A 20,121-nucleotide genomic window follows, 5' to 3' on the forward strand; every position below is an offset into this window, starting at 1 on the left:
TGCCAGAATTATATTCTTGTTAAACAATTTCATTTATTGAGCTTTTAATTTTATGATTAATGGGATGTCGTTATCTATTTTTTTTTCGTCTCCATAAGTACCATACGCCAGAGAAGATGGAACCAAAATCGTAACTTCCTCACCATCATGTATAAAACGCAAAGCATTTTCTACCGCTTTTAATTCATCAAAGTGCCCGAATTTGGCATCTCTTCTTTCAACAGGCTGATCATAGATCTTGGTCTGATCAAAATCATAAAGATCATAAGAATAAGAGATCAGGGAATTATCCGGTCTCCTCTCTCTTGTATCAAAACCTTCAGCATTGACCCAATAGTTGAGTTGGGTAGGATAAAATTTCACCGGCTGATTTTTGATCCACTCCTGAATATGCATTCTTTCCGAAGCGTTAAGGTTTTTCATCCTTGCTTTCGAAATATCCAGATCTTTCTGGCTCAAAACCCCACCCAATGGCGGATGAGCCTGTGAATTCCTGTTACAGCTCAGCAATCCCAATACTGATATGAAGAGTAATTTTTTCATAAACTTTTGCGAAAATAAGCATTTCACAGGATATAATAAACAAAAAAAGCCAAGAATATCTTGGCTTTTATATAATTTTCAAAGTAGAAATTAAACGGTTTCCAACACATTTTTTTCTACTAACACTCTCCATCCGAACGAATCATCCGAAAGATTCGTCTGTATGCTTACCAAATCATTTTTAAGGATTGCTGCAAAGCTTTCTTCATCAGATAATTTTGGTAAATCCAGTTTTTCACCCTGGTATCCTAATGCCTGGAAAATAGTTGTAACAACAGCAGTTCCAACCCCCCAAACTTCTTTCAATGTACCATTCTTCTGCGCTTCAATTACAGCTTTTACAGGTATTGGCTCCACTTTCACTTCAATTCCTCTTTTTTTAGCCAATTGAATGAAACTGTCTCTTGTAACTCCGTCCAGGATCTTTTCTGAAGTAGGAGGAGTAAATACAGTATCGTTGATTCTTACGAAAACGTTCATTGTTCCGCTTTCCTCAAAATATTCGTGAGTAGCATCATCCGTCCAGATGATCTGATCATATCCTTCTTCTATTGCCAACTGAGTAGGATAAAATGATGCAGCATAATTTCCTGCAGCTTTTGCAGATCCTACACCTCCGTTAGCAGCTCTTGAATAATGATCGGAAATTTTTACTGAAACAGGTTCAGTATAATAACTTTTTGCAGGTGTTGCAACAATTGCAAACATATATTTTTCTGCTACTCTTGCTTTTAAAGCTTCTTCAGTAGCAAAAATCAAAGGTCTGATGTACAAAGACATTCCTTCTCCCTGAGGGATCCAGTTTCTATCGATATCTACCAATGCTTTCAGACCATCTAAAAACATTTCTTCCGTTACCTCAGGCATTGCAAGACGCTTAGCCGATTTATTGATACGTTCAAAATTCTTTTCAGGCCTGAAAAGGAAAACCTGTCCCTCCTGATCTTTATAAGCTTTCATTCCTTCGAAACAAGCTTGTCCGTAATTTACCCCCATCATTGCAGGTGTAAAGGCTAAAGGCCCATAAGGCACCAATTTTACGTCCCCCCACTTTCCATTCTCATACTCACATATTACCATATGGTCTATGAAAGTATTCCCAAAAGAAAAATTATTTGGGTCGAATGATGAAAGTCTGGAATTCTCAGTTTTTTGAATTATCATTTCTAAAATTTTTTATGATGTTCTACAAATTTAACATAATTTTCTAAATATAAAAATTTTAGACTAAATTTGACAAAAAAATAGGGTGAAACGAGAGATAAAGACCACAAACGACGGAAGCAAAACACTGTTTATCAATGAATTAAATGAAAACTACCATTCTCATCACGGAGCATTACAAGAAGCCGAACACGTGTTTATCAAAAATGGACTAATTTTGATAAATGATTGCGAAATTAATATTTTAGAACTCGGTTTCGGGACAGGTTTGAATGTTTTGGTTACAATTAATGAATATTTAAAAACTGATAAAAATCATGTCATCAACTATTTTTCTCTGGAAAAATATCCCATAAATGAATCGGAAATTAAAGATTTGGCCTATTTTGAACTTTTTGATAACATTGAATTCAAAGAAATTTATCATAAAATTCATGCTGCAGAATGGGAAAAATCAGTGGAAATAGTTGAAAATTTTAATTTAAAAAAAATAAAATGTGATTTTTTTGAATTAAAAAATATTGATTTACCTAAAATAAACCTTGTATACTACGATTGTTTTGGTGCGCGCGTACAACCTGATCTATGGGAAAAACCATTATTTGAGATGGTTTCAGACAAAATGAATGTGAACGGATTATTAACAACCTACTCTTCCAAAGGAAGTGTCCGAAGAATCCTTCAGGAACTTAATTTTACTGTAGAGAAGAAACAAGGTCCGCCAGGGAAAAGGGAAATGCTGAATGCCATAAAGAGAGGGTGATCAATAGAAAATCGAAAGTCTGAGGTTTTGTAATATAAGAATTGCGGGTCAGAGGTTCAGGATTTACAACATCTGAGATCTTATGACGCACCTTTCATTTTTCAGCTTTCAACTTTCAATTCACTTCTTTTTTTTCACAAATTTCCTTAATTTAGCTATACAAAATATATATATGATAGATAAGATCAACGTCAGAGTATATGCCTGTGCGATAAAGGAAAAAAAAGTACTTACCTTATTTGAAGAATATGCCGGAGACCAGCTTGTAAAATTTCCGGGAGGAGGTTTGGAGTACGGAGAAGGATTACTGGAATGTCTCCACCGGGAGTTTGATGAAGAGCTCAATGTAAAAATAGATATCGTGGAACACTTCTATACACAAGAAGATTTTTTAGTATCCCGTTTCAGAGAAAATGAACAACTCCTTACCATATATTATATAGTTAATATTATCAACGAAGAAGATTTCCTTATTCTGGATCCTTGTATAGAAAAAACGGAATGGATTGATATCAACAGACCGGACAATCCATTTCCTTTACCCATTGATCAAATCGTATTTGATAAACTGAAAGAAAAATACCTGTAATTACTTACAGGTATTATTTTTTTATTTTAAAATCACCGGCTCCCGGATATGGCTGAAGATAGCCAGAATTCCAGTTGGATTGTAATAGTGATTCTATGAATTCATCTGTTCTGTTTCTATGAGGGTCATATTGATCTTTAAGATCGATACTGGCCATTTTACCTTTAACATTCCACCAGAAAGCGCTCCACCCTCCCCTTAGTTCTTTAATAATCTCATAAACATTCTTTCCTGTCGCCCTGTTCATAAGCTTGGCAAAAACCTGACCTTCGGTTGTTGTAAGATCGCGTAACTGCTTTTCGTACTGATCAGCCAGGATATTCTGACGGTCCCTTACATATTTTCTTTTTGCCTTACTGTCGAGATTGGTCATTTCTTTCTGAATATCCCTGTACTGTTGTAAAGCTGCTACAAATAACGGATATACCCTGTATAGTTTTTTATTTAGAAAATAATAATAATTCCTGTCCAGCTGGTTATTGAATTTAGGTTTGTTGAGAAGGACAAGTTCATCCATCACAACAACTGTCTCTCCATTTATTTCATAGAATTTGGCTTTCTGTCTTTCATCATAGTAATATTTATTTCCAAATTCATCTACTTTTAACTCCTCCGGAGGGTATTGGCTCAGGGGTTTAGCAATAATAGAATCCGTTTGTCCAAAAACACCAATTCCAAAAAAGAAAAGAAAAAGACAAAAAATCTTGCTAAAATTCATTATTTTTACGCGTATTAGAGCTAATATTGAACGCAAAAATCATTCCTTTTTATGAAATTTGAAAAGAAATCTTTAAAATTTTTAGAAAAATACCTAAATACATCATCTCCGACGGGTTACGAGCACAAAGGGCAGGAAGTCTGGATGGATTATATCAGACCTTATGTAGACAAAATTGAAGTTGATCACTATGGAACCTGCTATGGAATTATCAATCCTGAAGCTGAATTCAAGGTAGTCATTGAAGCGCATGCTGATGAGATCTCGTGGTATGTGAATTATATTACGGACGACGGATTAATTTATGTAATAAGAAACGGAGGTTCCGACCAAACGATAGCTCCTTCAAAAGTAGTTCATATCCATGGAGAAAACGGGATTGTAAAGGGTGTGTTCGGATGGCCTGCAATTCACACCCGCAGCAATAATCAAAATGAGCCTACTCCTAAAATTGAAAATATCTTCATCGATTGTGGGGCAACTTCTAAAAAAGAAGTTGAAGAGATGGGCATCTATGTGGGATGTATGATTACTTATCCTGACGAATTCTTCGAAATGAATAACCGCTATTTCGTTTGCAGGGCTTTGGATAACAGAATCGGTGGATTTATGATTGCAGAAGTAGCCAGATTATTAAAAGAAAATAAAAAAACAATTCCTTTCGGTCTGTACATTACAAATTCTGTTCAGGAAGAAGTAGGCTTGTACGGTGCAGATATGATTGCAGATACTATAAAGCCTAACATCGCCATCGTGACAGATGTAACACATGATACAACCACCCCTATGATCGAGAAGAAAAAAGAAGGTGATCAGAAGTGTGGTAACGGGCCGGTGATTTTCTTTGCTCCAAGTGTGCATCATACCATCAGGGAACTGATTATAGATACTGCAAAAACAAAGAAAATCCCATTCCAAAGAGCTGCAGCCAGCAGATCTACAGGAACGGATACTGATGCATTTGCCCATTCTAATGGTGGTGTTCCCAGTGCATTGATTTCATTACCTTTGCGCTATATGCACACAACAGTAGAAATGGTTTCAAAAGAAGATGTAGGAAACGTGATCTCCCTGATCTATGAAACTATTTTAAAGATCCAGCCGGAAATGAAATTGAAATACCACTAATAAAGACATCAGATAAAAGATGTCAGATGTTAGACTTTAAAAAAAACAGGTCTGATATCTGGTGTCTGGCATCTGATATCTTTAATAAATCTAATATAAAAGTAAAAATGAAAACTAAGCTAATTGCTCCTTCCCTTTTATCAGCAGACTTCGGGAATCTGCAAAGAGATATTGAAATGTTGAACAATTCTCAGGCAGACTGGTTCCATATTGACGTGATGGATGGGAGATTTGTACCGAACATTTCATTTGGTTTTCCTGTAATGAAAACGGTTCAGAAGCATGCCAAAAAATTTGTTGATGTTCATTTAATGATCGTTGAACCGGAAAAATATGTTGAGGAATTTATTGACCACGGAGCAGATTTGATTTCTGTACATTATGAAGCTTGCACGCACCTGCACAGAACGATCCACCTTATTCAGAGCAGAGGCGCTAAGGCAGGAGTTGTACTGAATCCTTCCACTCCGGTTCTAATGCTGGAAGATATCATAGCAGATGTAGATCTGGTATTGTTGATGAGTGTAAATCCAGGATTCGGGGGACAAAAATTTATTGAGAACACCTATAAGAAGATTGCTGAGACCAAAGACCTGATCTTAACCAATAATTCCACTGCTCTTATTGAAGTGGATGGTGGTGTTAACCTGGATAATGCATCGAAATTATTCGAAGCAGGCGCAGATGTTCTGGTGGCAGGAAATGCTGTTTTCTCTTCTGAAAATCCTGAGAGAACAATTGAGCTGTTAAAAATTTAAGTAACGTCTCATTATTAAAGCTATATAAAAAAGGCAGCCCTTCAGGCTGCCTTAATTCGTTGAAAATCTGAGCTTACGATGGTTATTAGTTTCAGTCATTCAGACTTTAGCTTAGATTTTCGTTGTTCTATGCTTGTGTAAAGATGCTAATAAAACACAATACCGTGCATCCGTAAAAATACGGAATTTGCATTAAGTACTAATACTGAACATTATTCCGTTTTAACCCATATACAGGCACAAATAACCAGAACAATACTGATGGTAGAACATATTGACCTGATGTTATTGAGAAGGTTCCATCTGTTTTCAAAAGCTTCACGCACTTTTTTTAATGCTTCAGCAGTAGCATCTCCGATATTAAACTGATCCAATTGATCATTCATAGGTACATTACCTACCACGGTAACCCCGAAAACGCCAACCAGATAAATTATTGTAGCCAATAAAAGCAAGAGAAAAGCCGGATGCTGCCCTCTGAATATATAAGTACAAATAGGAAGCATCGCTGCCGTTCCCATAAAACTCAGGAAGAAGACCGGATTGAGAATTTCACGGTTTATAGACTGCATTGCTTTCAGGTACTCCATGTCGGATAGTTTCCCTAATCCCAATACTACCGAGCAGGAATAAGCATAGAATAATCCTGCAATAAGGGCTGTAAGTGTTCCAGTAATGATCAGAATAAGTGTTGTCATTTTCATGTCTTTTGTTTTGGTGATTATCATTTTGTTTATTTTATAAAATTAGCTTTATTCTGAATACAATCACTCACAAAATGAATATGCGCTCCAACTAGGAAATTAAAGAAGACTTTTGTTATTTTAGTACACAAAAATATAAGCATGAGAAATAAGTGGATCATTGCCTTTTTGTTGGGAACTTTGGTTGCAGGAAATAGCAATGCACAAAATAAGCCCAATCCGAAAAAAATGGAATGGTTTCAAGATGCCAAACTGGGGATCTTTATTCACTGGGGAATCTATTCTGTAGATGGAATTTCGGAATCCTGGTCTTTTTTTAATAACTACATTAACCATGAAAATTATATGAAGCAGCTGAATGGATTTTCTGCTGCGAAATATAATCCAGCCTACTGGACAAAACTTATTAAAAATTCGGGGGCACAATATTCCGTAATCACCACAAAGCACCATGATGGGGTTTCTCTTTGGGACTCTCAGGCTGAAAAAGCGACTACTATTGCAAAAAATTCAATAGCCCAAAAAGATGTTCTCTCACCCTTTATTGACGAACTTAAAAAATCAGGGTTAAAAACTGGTCTTTACTATTCCCTCCCGGACTGGAGCCATCCTTATTATGATATCAACACCAGAACAAAGAAGAGATATGAAATTAAGAATGATCCAGGACGATGGCAAAACTTCATCCAATATTATCAGTCACAACTCAATGATCTGTCAGACCGTTACCACCCCGATCTTTTATGGTTTGATGGCGATTGGGAACATACTTCTGAGGAATGGCAGGCATCAAAAACTTTAGACAATTTAAAAAAATATAATCCAGATATTATTATCAATTCAAGGTTAACCAATCATGGAGATTACGAAACTCCTGAGCAAGGAATCCCGGTCATCAGCCCTCAAAGTGAATACTGGGAATTATGTTATACCATGAATGATTCATGGGGATACCAACCTTTTGATCACCATTATAAAACTCCTAATATGATTATCAGAACATTGGCAGATGTAATCAGTATGGGTGGTAATTTACTTCTGGATATCGGTCCTAAAGCAGATGGAACCATTCCGGAAGAGCAAGTAAAAATCCTCCAAAACCTGGGACGCTGGACCTCTAAATATCCTGAGGCTATATATGGAACACGCCAGGGCTTGCCTTTTGAAAACTACAAAGGAAAATCTGCAATATCTAAAGATCATAAAAAACTGTTTCTGTATCTTGAGGAAGCTAAAAATTTCACAAAAATATATGGGTTAAAATCCTTCCCGGTTTCTGCAGAAGTTCTTAGTGATCCCAATGCAAAGGTAAATATGGTAACCGATCCTGCCGGAAACCTGACTTTACATTTTTCTAATGTACAATTTGATCAGGATGTGACTGTTATTGAGATTACTTTTAATAAGGAAATTCAGTTTAAAGCCCCCCATAAAGGAGATATTCCATCTTTAAAACAACTCACTGATCATTCCGATACGTTTGCAGCTGTCTATGAAATTGCTGAACAGCTTCATAATGGCAATAATCTCCTGGACCATTCCGGACTTACCGCAGATGGGATGGATATGAGCATTCCAAAGACTTCAAAAACGAATGCGAAAACTTTGTCATGGATCAGCGATCATGCCGAAGCTCTTTTTGAAACCGGAAAAGGATTACCGGATGGGCATTATGCAGGTATGAGTGCCCTTTCAAAAGATAAACAAACTCTTTATCTTTTTGTAGAAGGAATTCCCACGGGACCGGTTGCTTTAAAAGGAATTAAAAATGGCATTTCAAGAATTCGTATTGTTGGGGAAGGTTCCATGATCGACCATACTGTTTACAATAAATTGTACTGGAGTGACCGGCCTGGAATTATCTATATTGACATTCCAAAAGAAAGGCTGGATAAAGAAATGACAGTCATTGCTATACTTCTGGATAAACCATTGGAATTATACCGTGAAAAAGTAGGTGCTATAGAAAGTAATTTATAGGATCTGAGATTACATCATATTAACCGCTTCTAAAAAACGGCTATTATAAAAGTTTCCCAATAGCAGGGTTTGAAAATAAAAAATCCGGAGAATTATCTCCGGATTTATATTTTGAATAAATTCTGGTCTTAAAAGATCTCTCTTCCGGAAAAATGGAATTGTGCTTCGATAAGAGCATTTTCGTCAGAATCTGAACCGTGAACGGCATTCTCTCCTATGCTTCTTGCAAACATTTTTCTGATAGTTCCTTCTGCAGCTTCAGCAGGGTTTGTTGCACCGATAAGAGTTCTGAAATCTTCCACTGCATTGTCTTTTTCTAAAACAGCTGCAACAATTGGTCCTGAGCTCATAAATTCTACTAATTCCCCATAGAAAGGTCTTTCAGCATGTACTTCATAGAATTTTTTAGCATCAGCTACAGTAAGTTGAGTTAACTTCAAAGCTTTGATTTTAAAACCTCCTTCTGCAATTTTACCTAATATAGCACCGATATGTCCGTCTGCAACTGCGTCAGGCTTAATCATAGTGAATGTAATGTTAGACATAAACGTATATTTTTTTTAATGCCGCAAAATTACAAAAAAAAACCTTATCTCCATTTTAATTTTTTTTTAACATAAAAATAACTTTTATTAAGAAATAGTAAATTCATCTTTGGCACAGTAATTGTTTATTCTATTGCGATTCTCATGTTTAATTTGAGTTTTCATGGTTATTAGTTTTTACCCAGCTTCGGCTGGGTTTTTTATTGTTAAAATCTATGATATCTCCCTTATTTTCTCAAAAAAAAATCCCCAAAATCATCACCAAGAACCCCAAAAAGTAAAAAAACGATATTTTTTCGAAAAAAATACCACTCCAACATACATGTCAAAGTGGCATTTTTTTTATTTTAAAAATCTTATTATCAACAAGATCGAAATGAGATATTTCTAAGCGTAAACCTTTTTTGCCAAAAAAGTTCTATAAGCAAAAAAGACAGCAACCCCTGCCAGTGCGATCCGCGCTATAATCATGGGCATAATGGATTGAGATTCTAAAAAACCAACTATAGCTGACATGAGGAAGGTAACCATTAACTGAATAAATCCCATCAGGGCTGCAGCTGTACCACGACCCTCTTTAAAAGGAGATAATGCATGGGCAGTAGTAATAGGAAAAAGAAGTCCTATTGCTATAAGAGAAGAAAACAGAACCGCAACTTCCAATCCCACGAACAATTGGCCCAGAGATATAAATAAATGTAAACAGCTCATTGACAACAACAGGATAGCAGCAGAAAATAGAATTCTGGTATCCTTAACTCTCTGGGTTAATTTCGGAGTAATATAGGCTGCAAATATTAATGCCATGGAATTAAAGGCAAATATAAAGCTGAATACTTCACTGGAAAATCCATGAATTTCCATAAAAAGGAATGGAGCATTGGAAATATAAATAATCAGTGATGCAAAAGCAATACTCCCGATAATAGTATTGTTGATAAAATCTCTATTGGAAATAATAACTTTCAGCTGATTTTTTAATTTGATTTCAGTTTCCGAAGTTTCAGGTGATGCTATCCGGGAATTGGTTTCCGGAATATACTTAACAACAAGAAATAAAGTGATAGCTCCTAAAATGCTTAAAAAGCTAAACGCACTGTTCCATCCCCAAAACCTTAGAAAAACACTTCCCATTAATGGCGCTACAATGGGAGCAATCCCGCTTATCTGAGATTGCTTGGAAAAGATAGTTATCGCTTTTTCTTTGTCGTAGAGGTCTATTACAATGGCCCTGCCAATGACAATCCCGGCACTTCCTCCAAAAGCCTGAAGAAAACGCATGATCCACAACACATATATATTTTCGGTAAAGATAATAGCAACGGCTCCAATCATAAATAGGATTAATCCGCAATACAGCATAGGCTTTCTCCCCTTTTTATCAGATAACGGTCCCCATAGTAGCTGCCCGATAGCAAAACCGGCAAAAAAAATGGAAATAGAAATCTGGATATGCCCTATATCGGTTCCGAAAATTTTTGCCATTACAGGAAAAGCAGGAAGATAAAGATCTATACTTAAAGATTCGAGCGTGTTTAAAAGAGCCAGAATAAATACAATAATACTCAGTTTTTTCATAATTTTTTTTAAATCATTACATGCCAACATTGACTTTTACAGCATGCAAAATTCTTATAAAATTAAAGGTCATCCAATGAAACTATTGAAGGCTTACCAGGACAAACTGAGGATTATCCCTGGAATCAGTCATTCATATTTTTGAATTGTTCGGGGCTGTACCCTGAATGCTTCTTAAAAAAACGGGAAAAATAAGAAGAATCATTAAAGCCTAATCTGAAGGCTACTTCTTTTACTGTCAGAGCTCCAAAACTCAACTCTCTTTTTGCCTCAAGTAAAAGGCGTTGAGCGATCATTTTTTTTACTGTTGTCCCACGTGAAATCCGCACAATGTCATTAAGATGATGAGCGCTTATGCTAAGTTTTTCTGCGTAGAATCGGGTTTCTTTTTGTGTAATATAGTAGGTATCGATCAGCGTAATGAGCTTTTGTATACGTTGCTTGTCATGGAGTAAAGGCTCTTGTGAAGTAAGATCCTCTGTGATAATAATACAAAAAGCTTTTAAATAAGCTTTGATTAAATTCATCCGGCAATTTCCATGGTATTCGTCCTCAAGCAGCTTAATGATCCCCTGGCAATTTTTCCGGCTTTCATAATCAGGAAAAAAAGGAGCTGCCCCATTGGTAAGGATGAGTTCCACGTCACAAATTTCCTGGAAGATTTCCCGGCTTATGGCAAAGACGTATCCTTTTTCACCCCGGAGCTTCATATTGAACACCTGTCCCGGAGCTATAATGCAGATCTGATTATTTTTGAGGTGATAATTTTCAAAATCAAGTTCAAGATGACTATCATCTTTTACCTCTTTGAACCACAGGATCTCAAAAAAATTATGCCTGTGGACGTCATTAAAATTTTCAGGATGTCCATTTTCCAAAGTGGTCAGCTGAAATTCCTGATAGGTAAGGTTATGAACAGGAATATGCTTTTCCTCACTCATGAATAAGACTATTTTTGAGAAGCCTCTTCTGCTTCATCCATTAATTTTATATAGGTAGAATATCGGGAATGCTGAATTTCTCCTGTTTCCAGGGCAGCCACTACTGCGCATTTAGGTTCATTGATATGCATACAGTTATGGAATTTACAGTCTTCCCTTTTTTTGAAAATTTCAGGAAAGTAATGTTGTACTTCTTCTTTTTCTATATCAATCATCGCAAATTCCCTTACTCCGGGTGTATCAATAACATTTCCTCCAAAATTCCAAAAATGCATTTGGGCAAACGTAGTCGTATGTTTTCCTTTCAGATGGCTATCTGAAATTTCTGAAGTCTTTAGATTTAATCCGGGCTGCATTGCATTAACCAATGTGGATTTACCACAACCAGAATGTCCGAAAAATACAGAAGTTTTATCTTTTAAAATTTCCTGAAGCTGATCCAGATTAAGTTTGGAGTAAGATGAAATTTCAAGTGTATCATATCCGATTTCCTGATACATAAACTCAATATCTTTTACGATCTCTATTTCTTCTTCATTCAGGACATCAATTTTATTAAATAAAATAAGCGGTACAATATTATATGCCTCGCAACACGCTAAAAAACGATCTAAAAACCCCAGAGAAGTTTCCGGATACCGAAGTGTAAAAATGAAACATGCGAGATCAATATTAGAAGCTATAATATGAGCTTCTTTGGAAAGGTTTACCGATTTCCTTATCAGGTAATTCTTTCGTGGTTCTATTTTAGTAATCCAGGCAATATCATCCTGTTCCAGCTGAAACTCTACATAATCTCCCACAGCCAAAGGATTCGTAAGCCGGGTTTTGATAAGTTTAAACTTGCCGCGAATTCTGGCTTCGAAAATTCTACCGGTTTCCATTTCCAGAACCTGGTACCAGCTTCCTGTAGATTTAATAATTTTTCCTTTCATACGTATAGAATGCAAATATAAGGAATTCGGTGATAGGTAGGAGGATGTATAGTACAGAGTTTAAAATGGAACATTCAAAATACAGAGCTGGGAAAAATGAAAAGCTAAAGTAAGACTATAAGGCTTTTGAAAATGAGAAAATATATTTTCCGATTTCATCATAAGATCAATATTAAAAAATTCAGGACTTAAGATTCAGTTTCGTAACGAAGTTTGTTTCGTGCACGTCTGATTCTTAAGCCCTGAATCCGTTAATTATTATTTTATAATTGTTATTTCTCAATCATAATATTGTTCTGTACTTCAATCGACTCTTCATGTATCGCTTTGAAAACCTTTTCAATAAAATCCTGTGACATTCCTGTTTCTTTTGCTTTTTGAGTAGCATATTCGGTAATCACTTTCCAACGCTCCGGCTGGAAAATAGCGATATCATTCTCTTTTTTAAGCTTACCAATTTTCTCAGAGATTTTCATCCTTTGGGAAAGAAGCTCAATTAACTGAAAATCGAGATCAGAAATCAACGTTCTGTGTCTTCCCATTTCACCGTCAAATCCTGCTAATCCTGCATTTCTCATTTTTAGATTACCAATAAGTTCAGCTAAAACTTCCGGTGTAATCTGCTGTGAAGCATCGCTCCATGCTTCATCTGGATTACAGTGACTTTCAATGATAGCTCCCTGGTACCCTACGTTCATTGCCTCCTGGGTGATATCTGCCAATCCAGTTCTGTTTCCGCAAATATGGGAAGGATCAATCAGCATCGGAATATTCGGGAACTGGCTTTTGAAATCCAGAGCAATCTGCCAGTTCGGATTGTTTCTATATTTTGTTTTCTGGTATGTAGAGAAACCTCTGTGTATAGCTCCCAGATTGTGAATCCCCTGCCCTACAAGTCTTTCCAAAGCTCCGATCCATAATGCCAGATCCGGATTTACAGGATTTTTAACCAATACAGGTTTATCCGTTCCTCTTAAAGCCATTGCAATTTCCTGAACGGTGAATGGATTCACAGTAGAACGGGCTCCGATCCAAAGAATATCCACATCTGCTTCCAAAGCGGCAAAAACATGATGTGCGTTGGCTACCTCGGTAGCTGTTTTGAAGCCGTATTCTTCTTTTACTTTTTTCAACCAGTTTAATCCAATAACTCCAACTCCCTCAAATCCATTGGGTTTTGTACGTGGTTTCCAGATACCTGCCCTGAAAACAGGCACCTGCGCATTGGTTTCTTTTATCCTTCTCGCAGTTTCCAACATCTGAGCCTCACTTTCAGCACTGCATGGCCCGGCAATCATTAATGGCTGTGAAAACTCATTAATCCAATCGTTTTTTAAATCTTTTAAATTCATTCTGTTAATTTATTTTTATCTTATTTTTAATTTATTATAATGCACAAACGGTTCTTCCCTTATAAAGTTTCTTTATAATTCTTTTCAAAAAATGCCGTTTAAAAATTTTTTATTGGGATGAGGAATTAATGAGAGAAGATCCGTTAATTCCTATTTTTTGGAAAGAAATTTAATTAGTAGTACCAGTAAAATCGGTAATAACTTCTAAAATTTCTATAATAAGTAGCCGAAAAGCTAAAATAACCGCTAAAATAATCAGCGGGTATAAAACCAAAAAGGTTTAAAGTAGACAGAGATGGGACTAATAATTTTTCCACTTTATTCTGTAATTGTCTATTCTTTAGCTTTACAATTAAATCATTTGTTTTTGTCAAAAATCCATTTTGAACAAAAAGATTTGACAAAGATATAAAATTATGTCAAATCAAACTTCATTAAATCATCAAGATCTTTTAATAAAGGATTTTTCTCAACGAACTTTTCGAATATTTTTTTCTTCGTAACCACCTCTATCTTAAGGTTTTGAACGTCTTTTTTATAATCAATTTCAATTGAATAATTAAGTACTTTTCTTTTAAAATGATTGAAAAATTCTCCACTTATTTTATCAAATTCAGCTTTTGCTGAGTCCGAAGGATATAAAACCTGTACTGTTGTCTCATCAATTTTAACCAGTTTAAAAGATTTTATAGCATTGAAAACTACTGCTTGTTTGAATTGGATTTGTTTTAAAAATAAATTCCATTCCATTAACAAATCCGTTTCGGTAAAATGATGCTGCGGAAGATTATCAGCTTTAGTAACAACAGCTTCTTCCTTTTCTTCCTTTTCCTCTTTATTTAAAAAAGAATTAATGCTGAATCCTGAAGAAATACCTTTTGATAAAGGTTTGGATGTTTTTCTTATCGTGGGTTCAGCCTGATGACCTATGGGAGTCGAAGGTTTTTCAATGCTGTCCTGTTTTACGGGCTCTGATTTTTCCTGTTTGGGAAGTTTTATTTCCTGTTTCTCACTAAGAAGCGGAGCTAGTATTATAAACTTTTTTTTTTAGCAACGTCTGCCTGGGCAGTCAATGAACATAATTGCATTAATGCAATTTCTACAGTAAGTCTCGGGTTTTTGGAATTTTTATAGTTGATGTCTGCATGGTTGCAGATTTCTATGGCATCAATCAATTGCTGAACATTCCATTTCTGGCTTTGCTCTACAAATTTAGTTTTTGTTTTCTCTCCAACCTCAATTAAATCTATCGTTGAAGCATTTTGAGCCATCATGAGGTCCCTACAATGGTTTCCAAGTCCTGCGATAAAAATATGCGGATCAAAACCTTTTTTTACAATTTCATTGAATGCGGAAAGGGTTTCAGGAATCTTATTGTCTTTAGCCAGGTCCAGAATATTGAGATACTGATCGTAATCAAGAATATTAAGTACTTCAGCAGCTTTAGCCAATGTAATATTTTTCTGGGAGAATGTAGAAAGCCTGTCGAAAATCGAAAGGGCATCCCTTAATGCACCGTCTGCTTTCTGCGCAATAAGATATAAAGCATCATCTTCATATTGGATATTTTCTTTCTGGGCTATATTTCTTAAATGCCCCTGAATATCCTCAATAACGATCCTTTTGAAATCATATATCTGGCAACGGGATAAAATCGTAGGAATGATCTTATGTTTTTCCGTTGTTGCAAGAATAAAAATTGCGTGAGCGGGCGGCTCTTCCAGTGTTTTAAGAAAAGCATTGAAGGCTGCAGAAGACAGCATATGCACCTCATCAATAATGTATACCTTATACTGACCAACCTGCGGTGCAAAACGAACCTGGTCGATCAGTTCCCGAATATCATCCACTGAGTTGTTTGAGGCAGCATCGAGCTCATAAATATTATAAGCAAAACCGTCTTCTGAAACGGAACCATCCTTTTCGTTGATCTTTCTGGCCAGAATTCTGGCACAGGTTGTCTTACCAACACCACGAGGCCCACAAAATAGTAGAGCCTGTGCTAACTGGTTCTCTTCAATTGCATGTTCTAAAGTATCTGTAATATGGGATTGTCCAACAACAGTGTCAAACTCTTGCGGGCGGTATTTTCTTGCAGATACGATAAAATTTTCCATTGGTCAAAAATAAGAAATATAGTTCTAATTTGAAAGTCAAAAGTCTTCAAATTATCCACAAAAAATATATCTCACATCAAACAGGAAAATTTTTACTGAGCAGCTTTTTTCTTGTAGGCATTATCTATTAACTCCACAATTACCTTTTCAATCTCGGCTCTTCCTTCAGTCGTTCTCATATCAAGACCACAAAATTCGGTTCCGTTATAGGCCGGGAAAAGATTAAGATAGTAAACACCAGCTACAATTAAAGCCAATAAAGCTCTAAAACTTGTTGCATCTTCTCCGAAATATGGGTCTGTAACATTTTCAAATAAATTAGCCCCAACATCTTCTCTTTGCTTTAAGATATTTTTAAGGATAGGCTTACTTTCAGAAAGTTCCCACAGAATGATTTTCTGTAATTCTTTATTTTTCTTCAGACTCTCGAATTGCATAAGAATTCCTTGAGTAAGGGCTTCTTTACCTTTTCCAACCTGTACTTCCTCCTCAATATTCGGGCTGAATTTACTCCAATAATCCTGAGATTTAATATATTCGTCAATAAGCTTATCTGTACTGCCAAAGTATTCATAGATAAGTTTTTTATCAAAACCGGCAACCGCTGCAATTTTACTTACTTTCAGTCCGGCATAACCTTTTACTCTCAGAATTTTACCCACTGCAGCAAGCAGTTTCTGTTTTGTTTTTTCTTTGTCCCTTATAGGACCTTGCACCACTTTTCTAGGCATAATTATTATTATTTTTTCGCAATATGCATTTTTTTATTAATATCATCAAAGACATTAAGCGTTTTATCTAAATGTTCTTTTTCATGTCGCGCTGTTACCGTCATCCGGATACGGGCATCTTTTCTCGCTACGGCCGGATACATGATAGGATTCGTGTAAACTCCGTTTTCGATTAATATTCTACCGATATCCCACATTTTATTTTGATCTCCAATCTTTACCGGGATAATAGCAGAACAGGTAATTCCTGTATCCAATCCCAGATCATTAAGACCTGTTTTTAGATAATTGATATTTTCCCACAGTTTATCTTTCCAAATGGGTTCTTCGTCAACAAGATCAATCGCTTTTACTATTCCGGCGGAAGAAGGTGGCGCTGTAACAGAGAATATATGTTGTCTCGACTGAAACTTTAGGAATGATGCTATTTTTTTATTTGCAATAACATATCCTCCCAGGTTACCGAAAGTCTTACTCGAAGTTCCTGTTATAAAATCCACTTTATCCAATAAACCGTCATCCTCTAAAGCTCCTCTTCCTGTTTTTCCCAAAACTCCAACACCATGGGCATCATCTATCATAAGATAGGCATTGTATTTTTTCACAAGATCATATATTTCCTTGGCCCGTGAAGTATCACCCTCCTGAGAGTAGACTCCGTCAATGATAACGAGCTTTGTACGGTACATACTCTCAGACATCTTCAAAATATGTTCCAAAGCTTCCAAATTATTGTGAGGAAATGTTTTTTTATTGGTAAAAGCACATCCTTCATGTACGCTTGCATGCACTCCCATGTCCAGTATAGCAATATCTTCCTTCTGCATTAAAATCTGCAAAGTCGCACTATTAGCTGCATATCCGGTAGTAAACAAGACTACTTCGTCTTCATTCCTCCCAAAAAAGGCAGAGATTTTTTTTTCCAAAATATTATGATAATCAAAGTACCCCCCAATAAGCGGTGAGGCTCCTGTACCCGTACCATATTTTTCAATTCCTTCAATAGCTGCCTGCTTTACTTTCGGGTGTTGTGTAAACCCTAAATAATCACTTGATACAAAACTTACATACTCCTTATTGCGATCTGCAATACTGATATTTAACACTGCATCGGCTGCTGAAGTATTTTTCAGTCTATAATTCATGTGTCCCCTGGTTTTCATATGATCCAGGAATTCGTAAAAATATTCTGCCCTCTGAGCGATATCATAATCAGGAATATTCTCAAAATCCTTAAATGTCGCTGTTGTAAAATCGATACTCATCCTTTATATTATTAGTTGTTTAGCAGGCAAATATATAAATAATTCACTCTTCTTGATTTTAATTTTCATCGAAAATTTATTATAAATACCATATTTCGATCTTACCACTTAAAAATCAAATAATTTTACAACAAAATCCATTTATAATAATTAATTATAACATTTATAGGCTAAATACAGAGCCATACTGAAGAAAAAGAAAAAGGTGATTGCATAAAACAATCACCTTTTTTATCGGTTGAATAAGAGATCTACCTTGTTGTGTATCCTCCGTTTGCAAATATGGTCTGACCCGTAATCCACCATCCGTCACTTACCAAAAACTCTACAAGAGGTGCAATATCTTTTATATCTGTTAGCCCACCTAAAGCAGAAGCAGATTTATGATAATTAACAGCATCATCACTTTCCTGTCCATAAAAGAACGGAGTATCCATTGGTCCCGGTGCAACAGCAGTTACAGAAATACCACGATCACCAAATTCTTTGGAAGCCATTCTGGTAAAGTGTTCTACCGGGGCTTTTGCTCCTGCATATGTGGAATACAATCCGGTATAAGCAGCCAGCAATGATGTAACGATCGTACATATTTTCCCGTGATCATTTAATTTCTTTCCAGCTTCCTGAATAAAGAAATATGCCACTTTGGAGTTGATGTTAAACATAGAATCATATTCTGCTTCTGTCGTTTCCACAAAAGGCTTCTTAAGAACCATACCTACAGTATTGATCGCAATGTCAATTCCACCGAAAGTTTTTATCGTTTCGTCGAATAATCTAGTGATGTTTTCAACTTTTGTAAGATCCCCTTGAAACAGAAAAGCTTCTGCTCCCAACGCTTTAACTTCATTTAAAGTCTTTTCACTTTCTGCTTTTGAACTTTCACTGTTATAGTGAATAGCAAGCTTTGCTCCTTTTGAGGCAAAATCTCTGCTTAATAATCCACCAAGATTTTTTCCTCCTCCGGCAATTAAAACCACTTTTCCTTTTAAATCATTTTTTGACATAATTATGTTTCTTTTTAATTAGTTATGTCTTACAAATGTGAGCATTAGGAATAGTTTTTTTATGGTGAACTTTTTGGAACTTTTGTCTTTGTTCTTTTTCTGTATTCTCCAGGTGTAATTCCTGTAAACTTTTTAAAAAATTTTGAAAAGTTGGAGGGATCATAAGTAAATATCCTGGCTATTTCAGCAATTGAAAAATCGCTTTGTGCAAGCATTACCTGTATCTGCTCTACGATTTTAGTATCATAAAAATAACAAGGATGGTTCCCGGTTTCTTTCTTTACCGTATCTGTAAGGTGGGTGTGAGAAACAGCCAGGCTGTCCGCAATCTCATTCACTTCCATAAATTCAGATACATTGCCGGAAATAACATCCTGAATATGCCTATCTAAGAATACCATATAACTATTGGTGATTTCTTCTCCCCTCTTCAAATTTCTTACGTTTTTTTTCATATAAGTATCGTTATGTGTTTTACTAAAAATACCAATTTAAAAAGATATTACGCAAGTTTATGGTGAACTTTTCGGAAGATTAGCCTTCATTAATCAATGAAAGCTGTCATTGAATGCCTGTATTGAATTTTTTACTTTCAGCTTTTCAAGGATATTTTGCCTGTGACGGCTTACTGTATTTACACTAATAAAAAGTAAGTCTGCAATTTCCTTACTGGTAAAACCCTCTCCTACATATTTTAAAATTTCCATTTCTCTCTGCGATAAAATGTTTCTGTAAATGAGTTTATCCTCCGCAACAATCTTCCCCTTTATTGAATTAATGATCAGAAAGTCCGGAGGTAAAAGTATAGACTGATCAATAGCGATACTATAAAGACAGAGAGCAAATCTCAGTTTGTTATTGTAAGGAGAATAGAAATAAAACATACGGTGCTGCACAAAGACATATTCCCCATTCTTGTCTTTCATCCTTATTCTGGATAAAACGTTATGATGGGTTCTTTCTTCCGGTTTAAAAGAATCCATCAGCTTGAAAAATCTCAGTTCATGAATGTATTTTTTAACCTTATCATCAGGATGTATTCTCTTCAGGATTTCCTCTTCCCAGATGGAATCTATGATTAGTGGCTCTATCTCCCTTTCCAATCCAAGTTCCAGGGCAGTATCGGATTTATAAACGTAGCTTCTGTTTTCCTGCATATCACTTAATACAGAAATGGTGTTTTCCATTTGGGTATACACTCGAGCTATGTTTTTATATACATCAATATCCAATAAACATTCATTGCTTTTATTTATCTCTTTAATCAGCAATGTTTCATTCAATGTTTCTACAATCTTCATAA

Annotated in this window: 21 protein-coding genes; 5 read left to right on the plus strand and 16 right to left on the minus strand. The window is 35.8% G+C overall.

Annotated features, from left to right (window positions below):
• Positions 1-33: 33 nt before the first annotated feature.
• Both G9C87_RS17060 and G9C87_RS17065 read right to left on the minus strand, forming a co-directional pair.
• Positions 34-543 (minus strand): hypothetical protein, encoded by a 510-nt coding sequence (locus G9C87_RS17060; protein WP_172283347.1) that lies wholly within the window; start codon positions 541-543, stop codon positions 34-36.
• A 90-nt stretch (positions 544-633) separates the two neighbouring features.
• The gene (locus G9C87_RS17065; protein ID WP_172283349.1) at positions 634-1,707 is read right to left on the minus strand and encodes a branched-chain amino acid aminotransferase; all 1,074 of its coding nucleotides are present in this window, start codon (positions 1,705-1,707) and stop codon (positions 634-636) included.
• A gap of 85 nt (positions 1,708-1,792) precedes the next feature.
• Here G9C87_RS17065 and mnmD point away from each other — a divergent pair, with 85 nt between their 5' ends.
• Together mnmD and G9C87_RS17075 are read left to right on the plus strand one after the other, a co-directional pair.
• Complete coding sequence (gene mnmD / locus G9C87_RS17070) at positions 1,793-2,470, plus strand: tRNA (5-methylaminomethyl-2-thiouridine)(34)-methyltransferase MnmD (protein WP_172283351.1); 678 nt, start codon at positions 1,793-1,795, stop codon at positions 2,468-2,470.
• Between the two features lie 172 nt (positions 2,471-2,642).
• A complete protein-coding gene (locus G9C87_RS17075; RefSeq protein WP_172283353.1) occupies positions 2,643-3,059 on the plus strand; it encodes an NUDIX domain-containing protein in 417 nt (138 codons plus the stop codon).
• A gap of 13 nt (positions 3,060-3,072) precedes the next feature.
• On the opposite strand, the gene G9C87_RS17080 is transcribed toward G9C87_RS17075, so the two are convergent.
• A complete protein-coding gene (locus G9C87_RS17080; RefSeq protein ID WP_172283355.1) occupies positions 3,073-3,777 on the minus strand; it encodes a DUF4294 domain-containing protein in 705 nt (234 codons plus the stop codon).
• Between the two features lie 51 nt (positions 3,778-3,828).
• On the opposite strand from G9C87_RS17080, the gene G9C87_RS17085 reads away from it, so the two are divergent.
• Both G9C87_RS17085 and rpe read left to right on the plus strand, forming a co-directional pair.
• Positions 3,829-4,905 (plus strand): M28 family peptidase, encoded by a 1,077-nt coding sequence (locus G9C87_RS17085; RefSeq protein WP_172283357.1) that lies wholly within the window; start codon positions 3,829-3,831, stop codon positions 4,903-4,905.
• 107 nt (positions 4,906-5,012) lie between these two features.
• Positions 5,013-5,663: a ribulose-phosphate 3-epimerase gene (rpe, locus tag G9C87_RS17090; protein ID WP_172283359.1), complete on the plus strand. Its 651-nt coding sequence runs from the start codon at positions 5,013-5,015 to the stop codon at positions 5,661-5,663.
• Between the two features lie 212 nt (positions 5,664-5,875).
• Here rpe and G9C87_RS17095 read toward each other — a convergent pair whose 3' ends face one another.
• The gene (locus G9C87_RS17095; protein ID WP_228457037.1) at positions 5,876-6,367 is read right to left on the minus strand and encodes a DUF1772 domain-containing protein; all 492 of its coding nucleotides are present in this window, start codon (positions 6,365-6,367) and stop codon (positions 5,876-5,878) included.
• 141 nt (positions 6,368-6,508) lie between these two features.
• Here G9C87_RS17095 and G9C87_RS17100 point away from each other — a divergent pair, with 141 nt between their 5' ends.
• A complete protein-coding gene (locus G9C87_RS17100) occupies positions 6,509-8,347 on the plus strand; it encodes an alpha-L-fucosidase (protein WP_172283361.1) in 1,839 nt (612 codons plus the stop codon).
• Between the two features lie 128 nt (positions 8,348-8,475).
• Here G9C87_RS17100 and G9C87_RS17105 read toward each other — a convergent pair whose 3' ends face one another.
• The 12 genes from G9C87_RS17105 to G9C87_RS17160 form a co-directional block, all read right to left on the minus strand.
• On the minus strand, positions 8,476-8,892 hold the full coding sequence (locus G9C87_RS17105) for a nucleoside-diphosphate kinase (protein WP_034687444.1): 417 nt from the start codon (positions 8,890-8,892) through the stop codon (positions 8,476-8,478).
• Between the two features lie 387 nt (positions 8,893-9,279).
• Positions 9,280-10,470, minus strand: coding sequence for a multidrug effflux MFS transporter (locus G9C87_RS17110; RefSeq protein ID WP_172283362.1), 1,191 nt, complete (start codon positions 10,468-10,470; stop codon positions 9,280-9,282).
• A gap of 125 nt (positions 10,471-10,595) precedes the next feature.
• Positions 10,596-11,411: a helix-turn-helix domain-containing protein gene (locus G9C87_RS17115; RefSeq protein WP_172283363.1), complete on the minus strand. Its 816-nt coding sequence runs from the start codon at positions 11,409-11,411 to the stop codon at positions 10,596-10,598.
• An 8-nt stretch (positions 11,412-11,419) separates the two neighbouring features.
• A complete protein-coding gene (gene rsgA / locus G9C87_RS17120; RefSeq protein WP_172283364.1) occupies positions 11,420-12,346 on the minus strand; it encodes a ribosome small subunit-dependent GTPase A in 927 nt (308 codons plus the stop codon).
• 272 nt (positions 12,347-12,618) lie between these two features.
• Positions 12,619-13,698, minus strand: coding sequence for a chorismate mutase (locus G9C87_RS17125; RefSeq protein ID WP_172283365.1), 1,080 nt, complete (start codon positions 13,696-13,698; stop codon positions 12,619-12,621).
• Positions 13,699-14,112: 414 nt separating this feature from the next.
• Entirely contained in the window at positions 14,113-14,448 is a 336-nt protein-coding gene (locus tag G9C87_RS17130) for a hypothetical protein (RefSeq protein WP_172283366.1), read from the minus strand.
• A 281-nt stretch (positions 14,449-14,729) separates the two neighbouring features.
• Positions 14,730-15,815: a DNA polymerase III subunit gamma/tau gene (dnaX, locus tag G9C87_RS17135; protein ID WP_172283367.1), complete on the minus strand. Its 1,086-nt coding sequence runs from the start codon at positions 15,813-15,815 to the stop codon at positions 14,730-14,732.
• A gap of 92 nt (positions 15,816-15,907) precedes the next feature.
• The gene (locus tag G9C87_RS17140) at positions 15,908-16,546 is read right to left on the minus strand and encodes a TetR/AcrR family transcriptional regulator (protein WP_172283368.1); all 639 of its coding nucleotides are present in this window, start codon (positions 16,544-16,546) and stop codon (positions 15,908-15,910) included.
• A gap of 8 nt (positions 16,547-16,554) precedes the next feature.
• Positions 16,555-17,811, minus strand: a complete 1,257-nt coding sequence (locus G9C87_RS17145) for an aminotransferase class I/II-fold pyridoxal phosphate-dependent enzyme (protein ID WP_172283369.1) — start codon at positions 17,809-17,811, stop codon at positions 16,555-16,557.
• Between the two features lie 251 nt (positions 17,812-18,062).
• Positions 18,063-18,818 carry an SDR family oxidoreductase gene (locus tag G9C87_RS17150; protein WP_172283370.1) on the minus strand — a complete coding sequence of 252 codons (756 nt, stop codon included), beginning with the start codon at positions 18,816-18,818 and terminating at the stop codon, positions 18,063-18,065.
• A 59-nt stretch (positions 18,819-18,877) separates the two neighbouring features.
• Positions 18,878-19,273 carry a helix-turn-helix domain-containing protein gene (locus tag G9C87_RS17155; protein WP_172283371.1) on the minus strand — a complete coding sequence of 132 codons (396 nt, stop codon included), beginning with the start codon at positions 19,271-19,273 and terminating at the stop codon, positions 18,878-18,880.
• Positions 19,274-19,366: 93 nt separating this feature from the next.
• Positions 19,367-20,119 (minus strand): response regulator transcription factor, encoded by a 753-nt coding sequence (locus tag G9C87_RS17160; RefSeq protein WP_172283372.1) that lies wholly within the window; start codon positions 20,117-20,119, stop codon positions 19,367-19,369.
• Positions 20,120-20,121: the final 2 nt, after the last annotated feature.

This window comes from Chryseobacterium sp. LAM-KRS1 (assembly GCF_013184525.1).
Lineage (GTDB): Bacteria > Bacteroidota > Bacteroidia > Flavobacteriales > Weeksellaceae > Chryseobacterium > Chryseobacterium proteolyticum.

What these genes read in the sequence shown, in the direction of transcription:
- G9C87_RS17060 (WP_172283347.1), bottom strand. Translation starts at nt 543, where the DNA reads ATGAAAAAATTACTCTTCATATCAGTATTGGGATTGCTGAGCTGTAAC.
- G9C87_RS17065 (WP_172283349.1), bottom strand. Translation starts at nt 1,707, where the DNA reads ATGATAATTCAAAAAACTGAGAATTCCAGACTTTCATCATTCGACCCA.
- G9C87_RS17075 (WP_172283353.1), top strand. Translation starts at nt 2,643, where the DNA reads ATGATAGATAAGATCAACGTCAGAGTATATGCCTGTGCGATAAAGGAA.
- G9C87_RS17080 (WP_172283355.1), bottom strand. Translation starts at nt 3,777, where the DNA reads ATGAATTTTAGCAAGATTTTTTGTCTTTTTCTTTTCTTTTTTGGAATT.
- G9C87_RS17085 (WP_172283357.1), top strand. Translation starts at nt 3,829, where the DNA reads ATGAAATTTGAAAAGAAATCTTTAAAATTTTTAGAAAAATACCTAAAT.
- rpe (WP_172283359.1), top strand. Translation starts at nt 5,013, where the DNA reads ATGAAAACTAAGCTAATTGCTCCTTCCCTTTTATCAGCAGACTTCGGG.
- G9C87_RS17095 (WP_228457037.1), bottom strand. Translation starts at nt 6,367, where the DNA reads ATGAAAATGACAACACTTATTCTGATCATTACTGGAACACTTACAGCC.
- G9C87_RS17100 (WP_172283361.1), top strand. Translation starts at nt 6,509, where the DNA reads ATGAGAAATAAGTGGATCATTGCCTTTTTGTTGGGAACTTTGGTTGCA.
- G9C87_RS17105 (WP_034687444.1), bottom strand. Translation starts at nt 8,892, where the DNA reads ATGTCTAACATTACATTCACTATGATTAAGCCTGACGCAGTTGCAGAC.
- G9C87_RS17110 (WP_172283362.1), bottom strand. Translation starts at nt 10,470, where the DNA reads ATGAAAAAACTGAGTATTATTGTATTTATTCTGGCTCTTTTAAACACG.
- G9C87_RS17115 (WP_172283363.1), bottom strand. Translation starts at nt 11,411, where the DNA reads ATGAGTGAGGAAAAGCATATTCCTGTTCATAACCTTACCTATCAGGAA.
- rsgA (WP_172283364.1), bottom strand. Translation starts at nt 12,346, where the DNA reads ATGAAAGGAAAAATTATTAAATCTACAGGAAGCTGGTACCAGGTTCTG.
- G9C87_RS17125 (WP_172283365.1), bottom strand. Translation starts at nt 13,698, where the DNA reads ATGAATTTAAAAGATTTAAAAAACGATTGGATTAATGAGTTTTCACAG.
- G9C87_RS17130 (WP_172283366.1), bottom strand. Translation starts at nt 14,448, where the DNA reads ATGGAATGGAATTTATTTTTAAAACAAATCCAATTCAAACAAGCAGTA.
- dnaX (WP_172283367.1), bottom strand. Translation starts at nt 15,815, where the DNA reads ATGGAAAATTTTATCGTATCTGCAAGAAAATACCGCCCGCAAGAGTTT.
- G9C87_RS17140 (WP_172283368.1), bottom strand. Translation starts at nt 16,546, where the DNA reads ATGCCTAGAAAAGTGGTGCAAGGTCCTATAAGGGACAAAGAAAAAACA.
- G9C87_RS17145 (WP_172283369.1), bottom strand. Translation starts at nt 17,811, where the DNA reads ATGAGTATCGATTTTACAACAGCGACATTTAAGGATTTTGAGAATATT.
- G9C87_RS17150 (WP_172283370.1), bottom strand. Translation starts at nt 18,818, where the DNA reads ATGTCAAAAAATGATTTAAAAGGAAAAGTGGTTTTAATTGCCGGAGGA.
- G9C87_RS17155 (WP_172283371.1), bottom strand. Translation starts at nt 19,273, where the DNA reads ATGAAAAAAAACGTAAGAAATTTGAAGAGGGGAGAAGAAATCACCAAT.
- G9C87_RS17160 (WP_172283372.1), bottom strand. Translation starts at nt 20,119, where the DNA reads ATGAAGATTGTAGAAACATTGAATGAAACATTGCTGATTAAAGAGATA.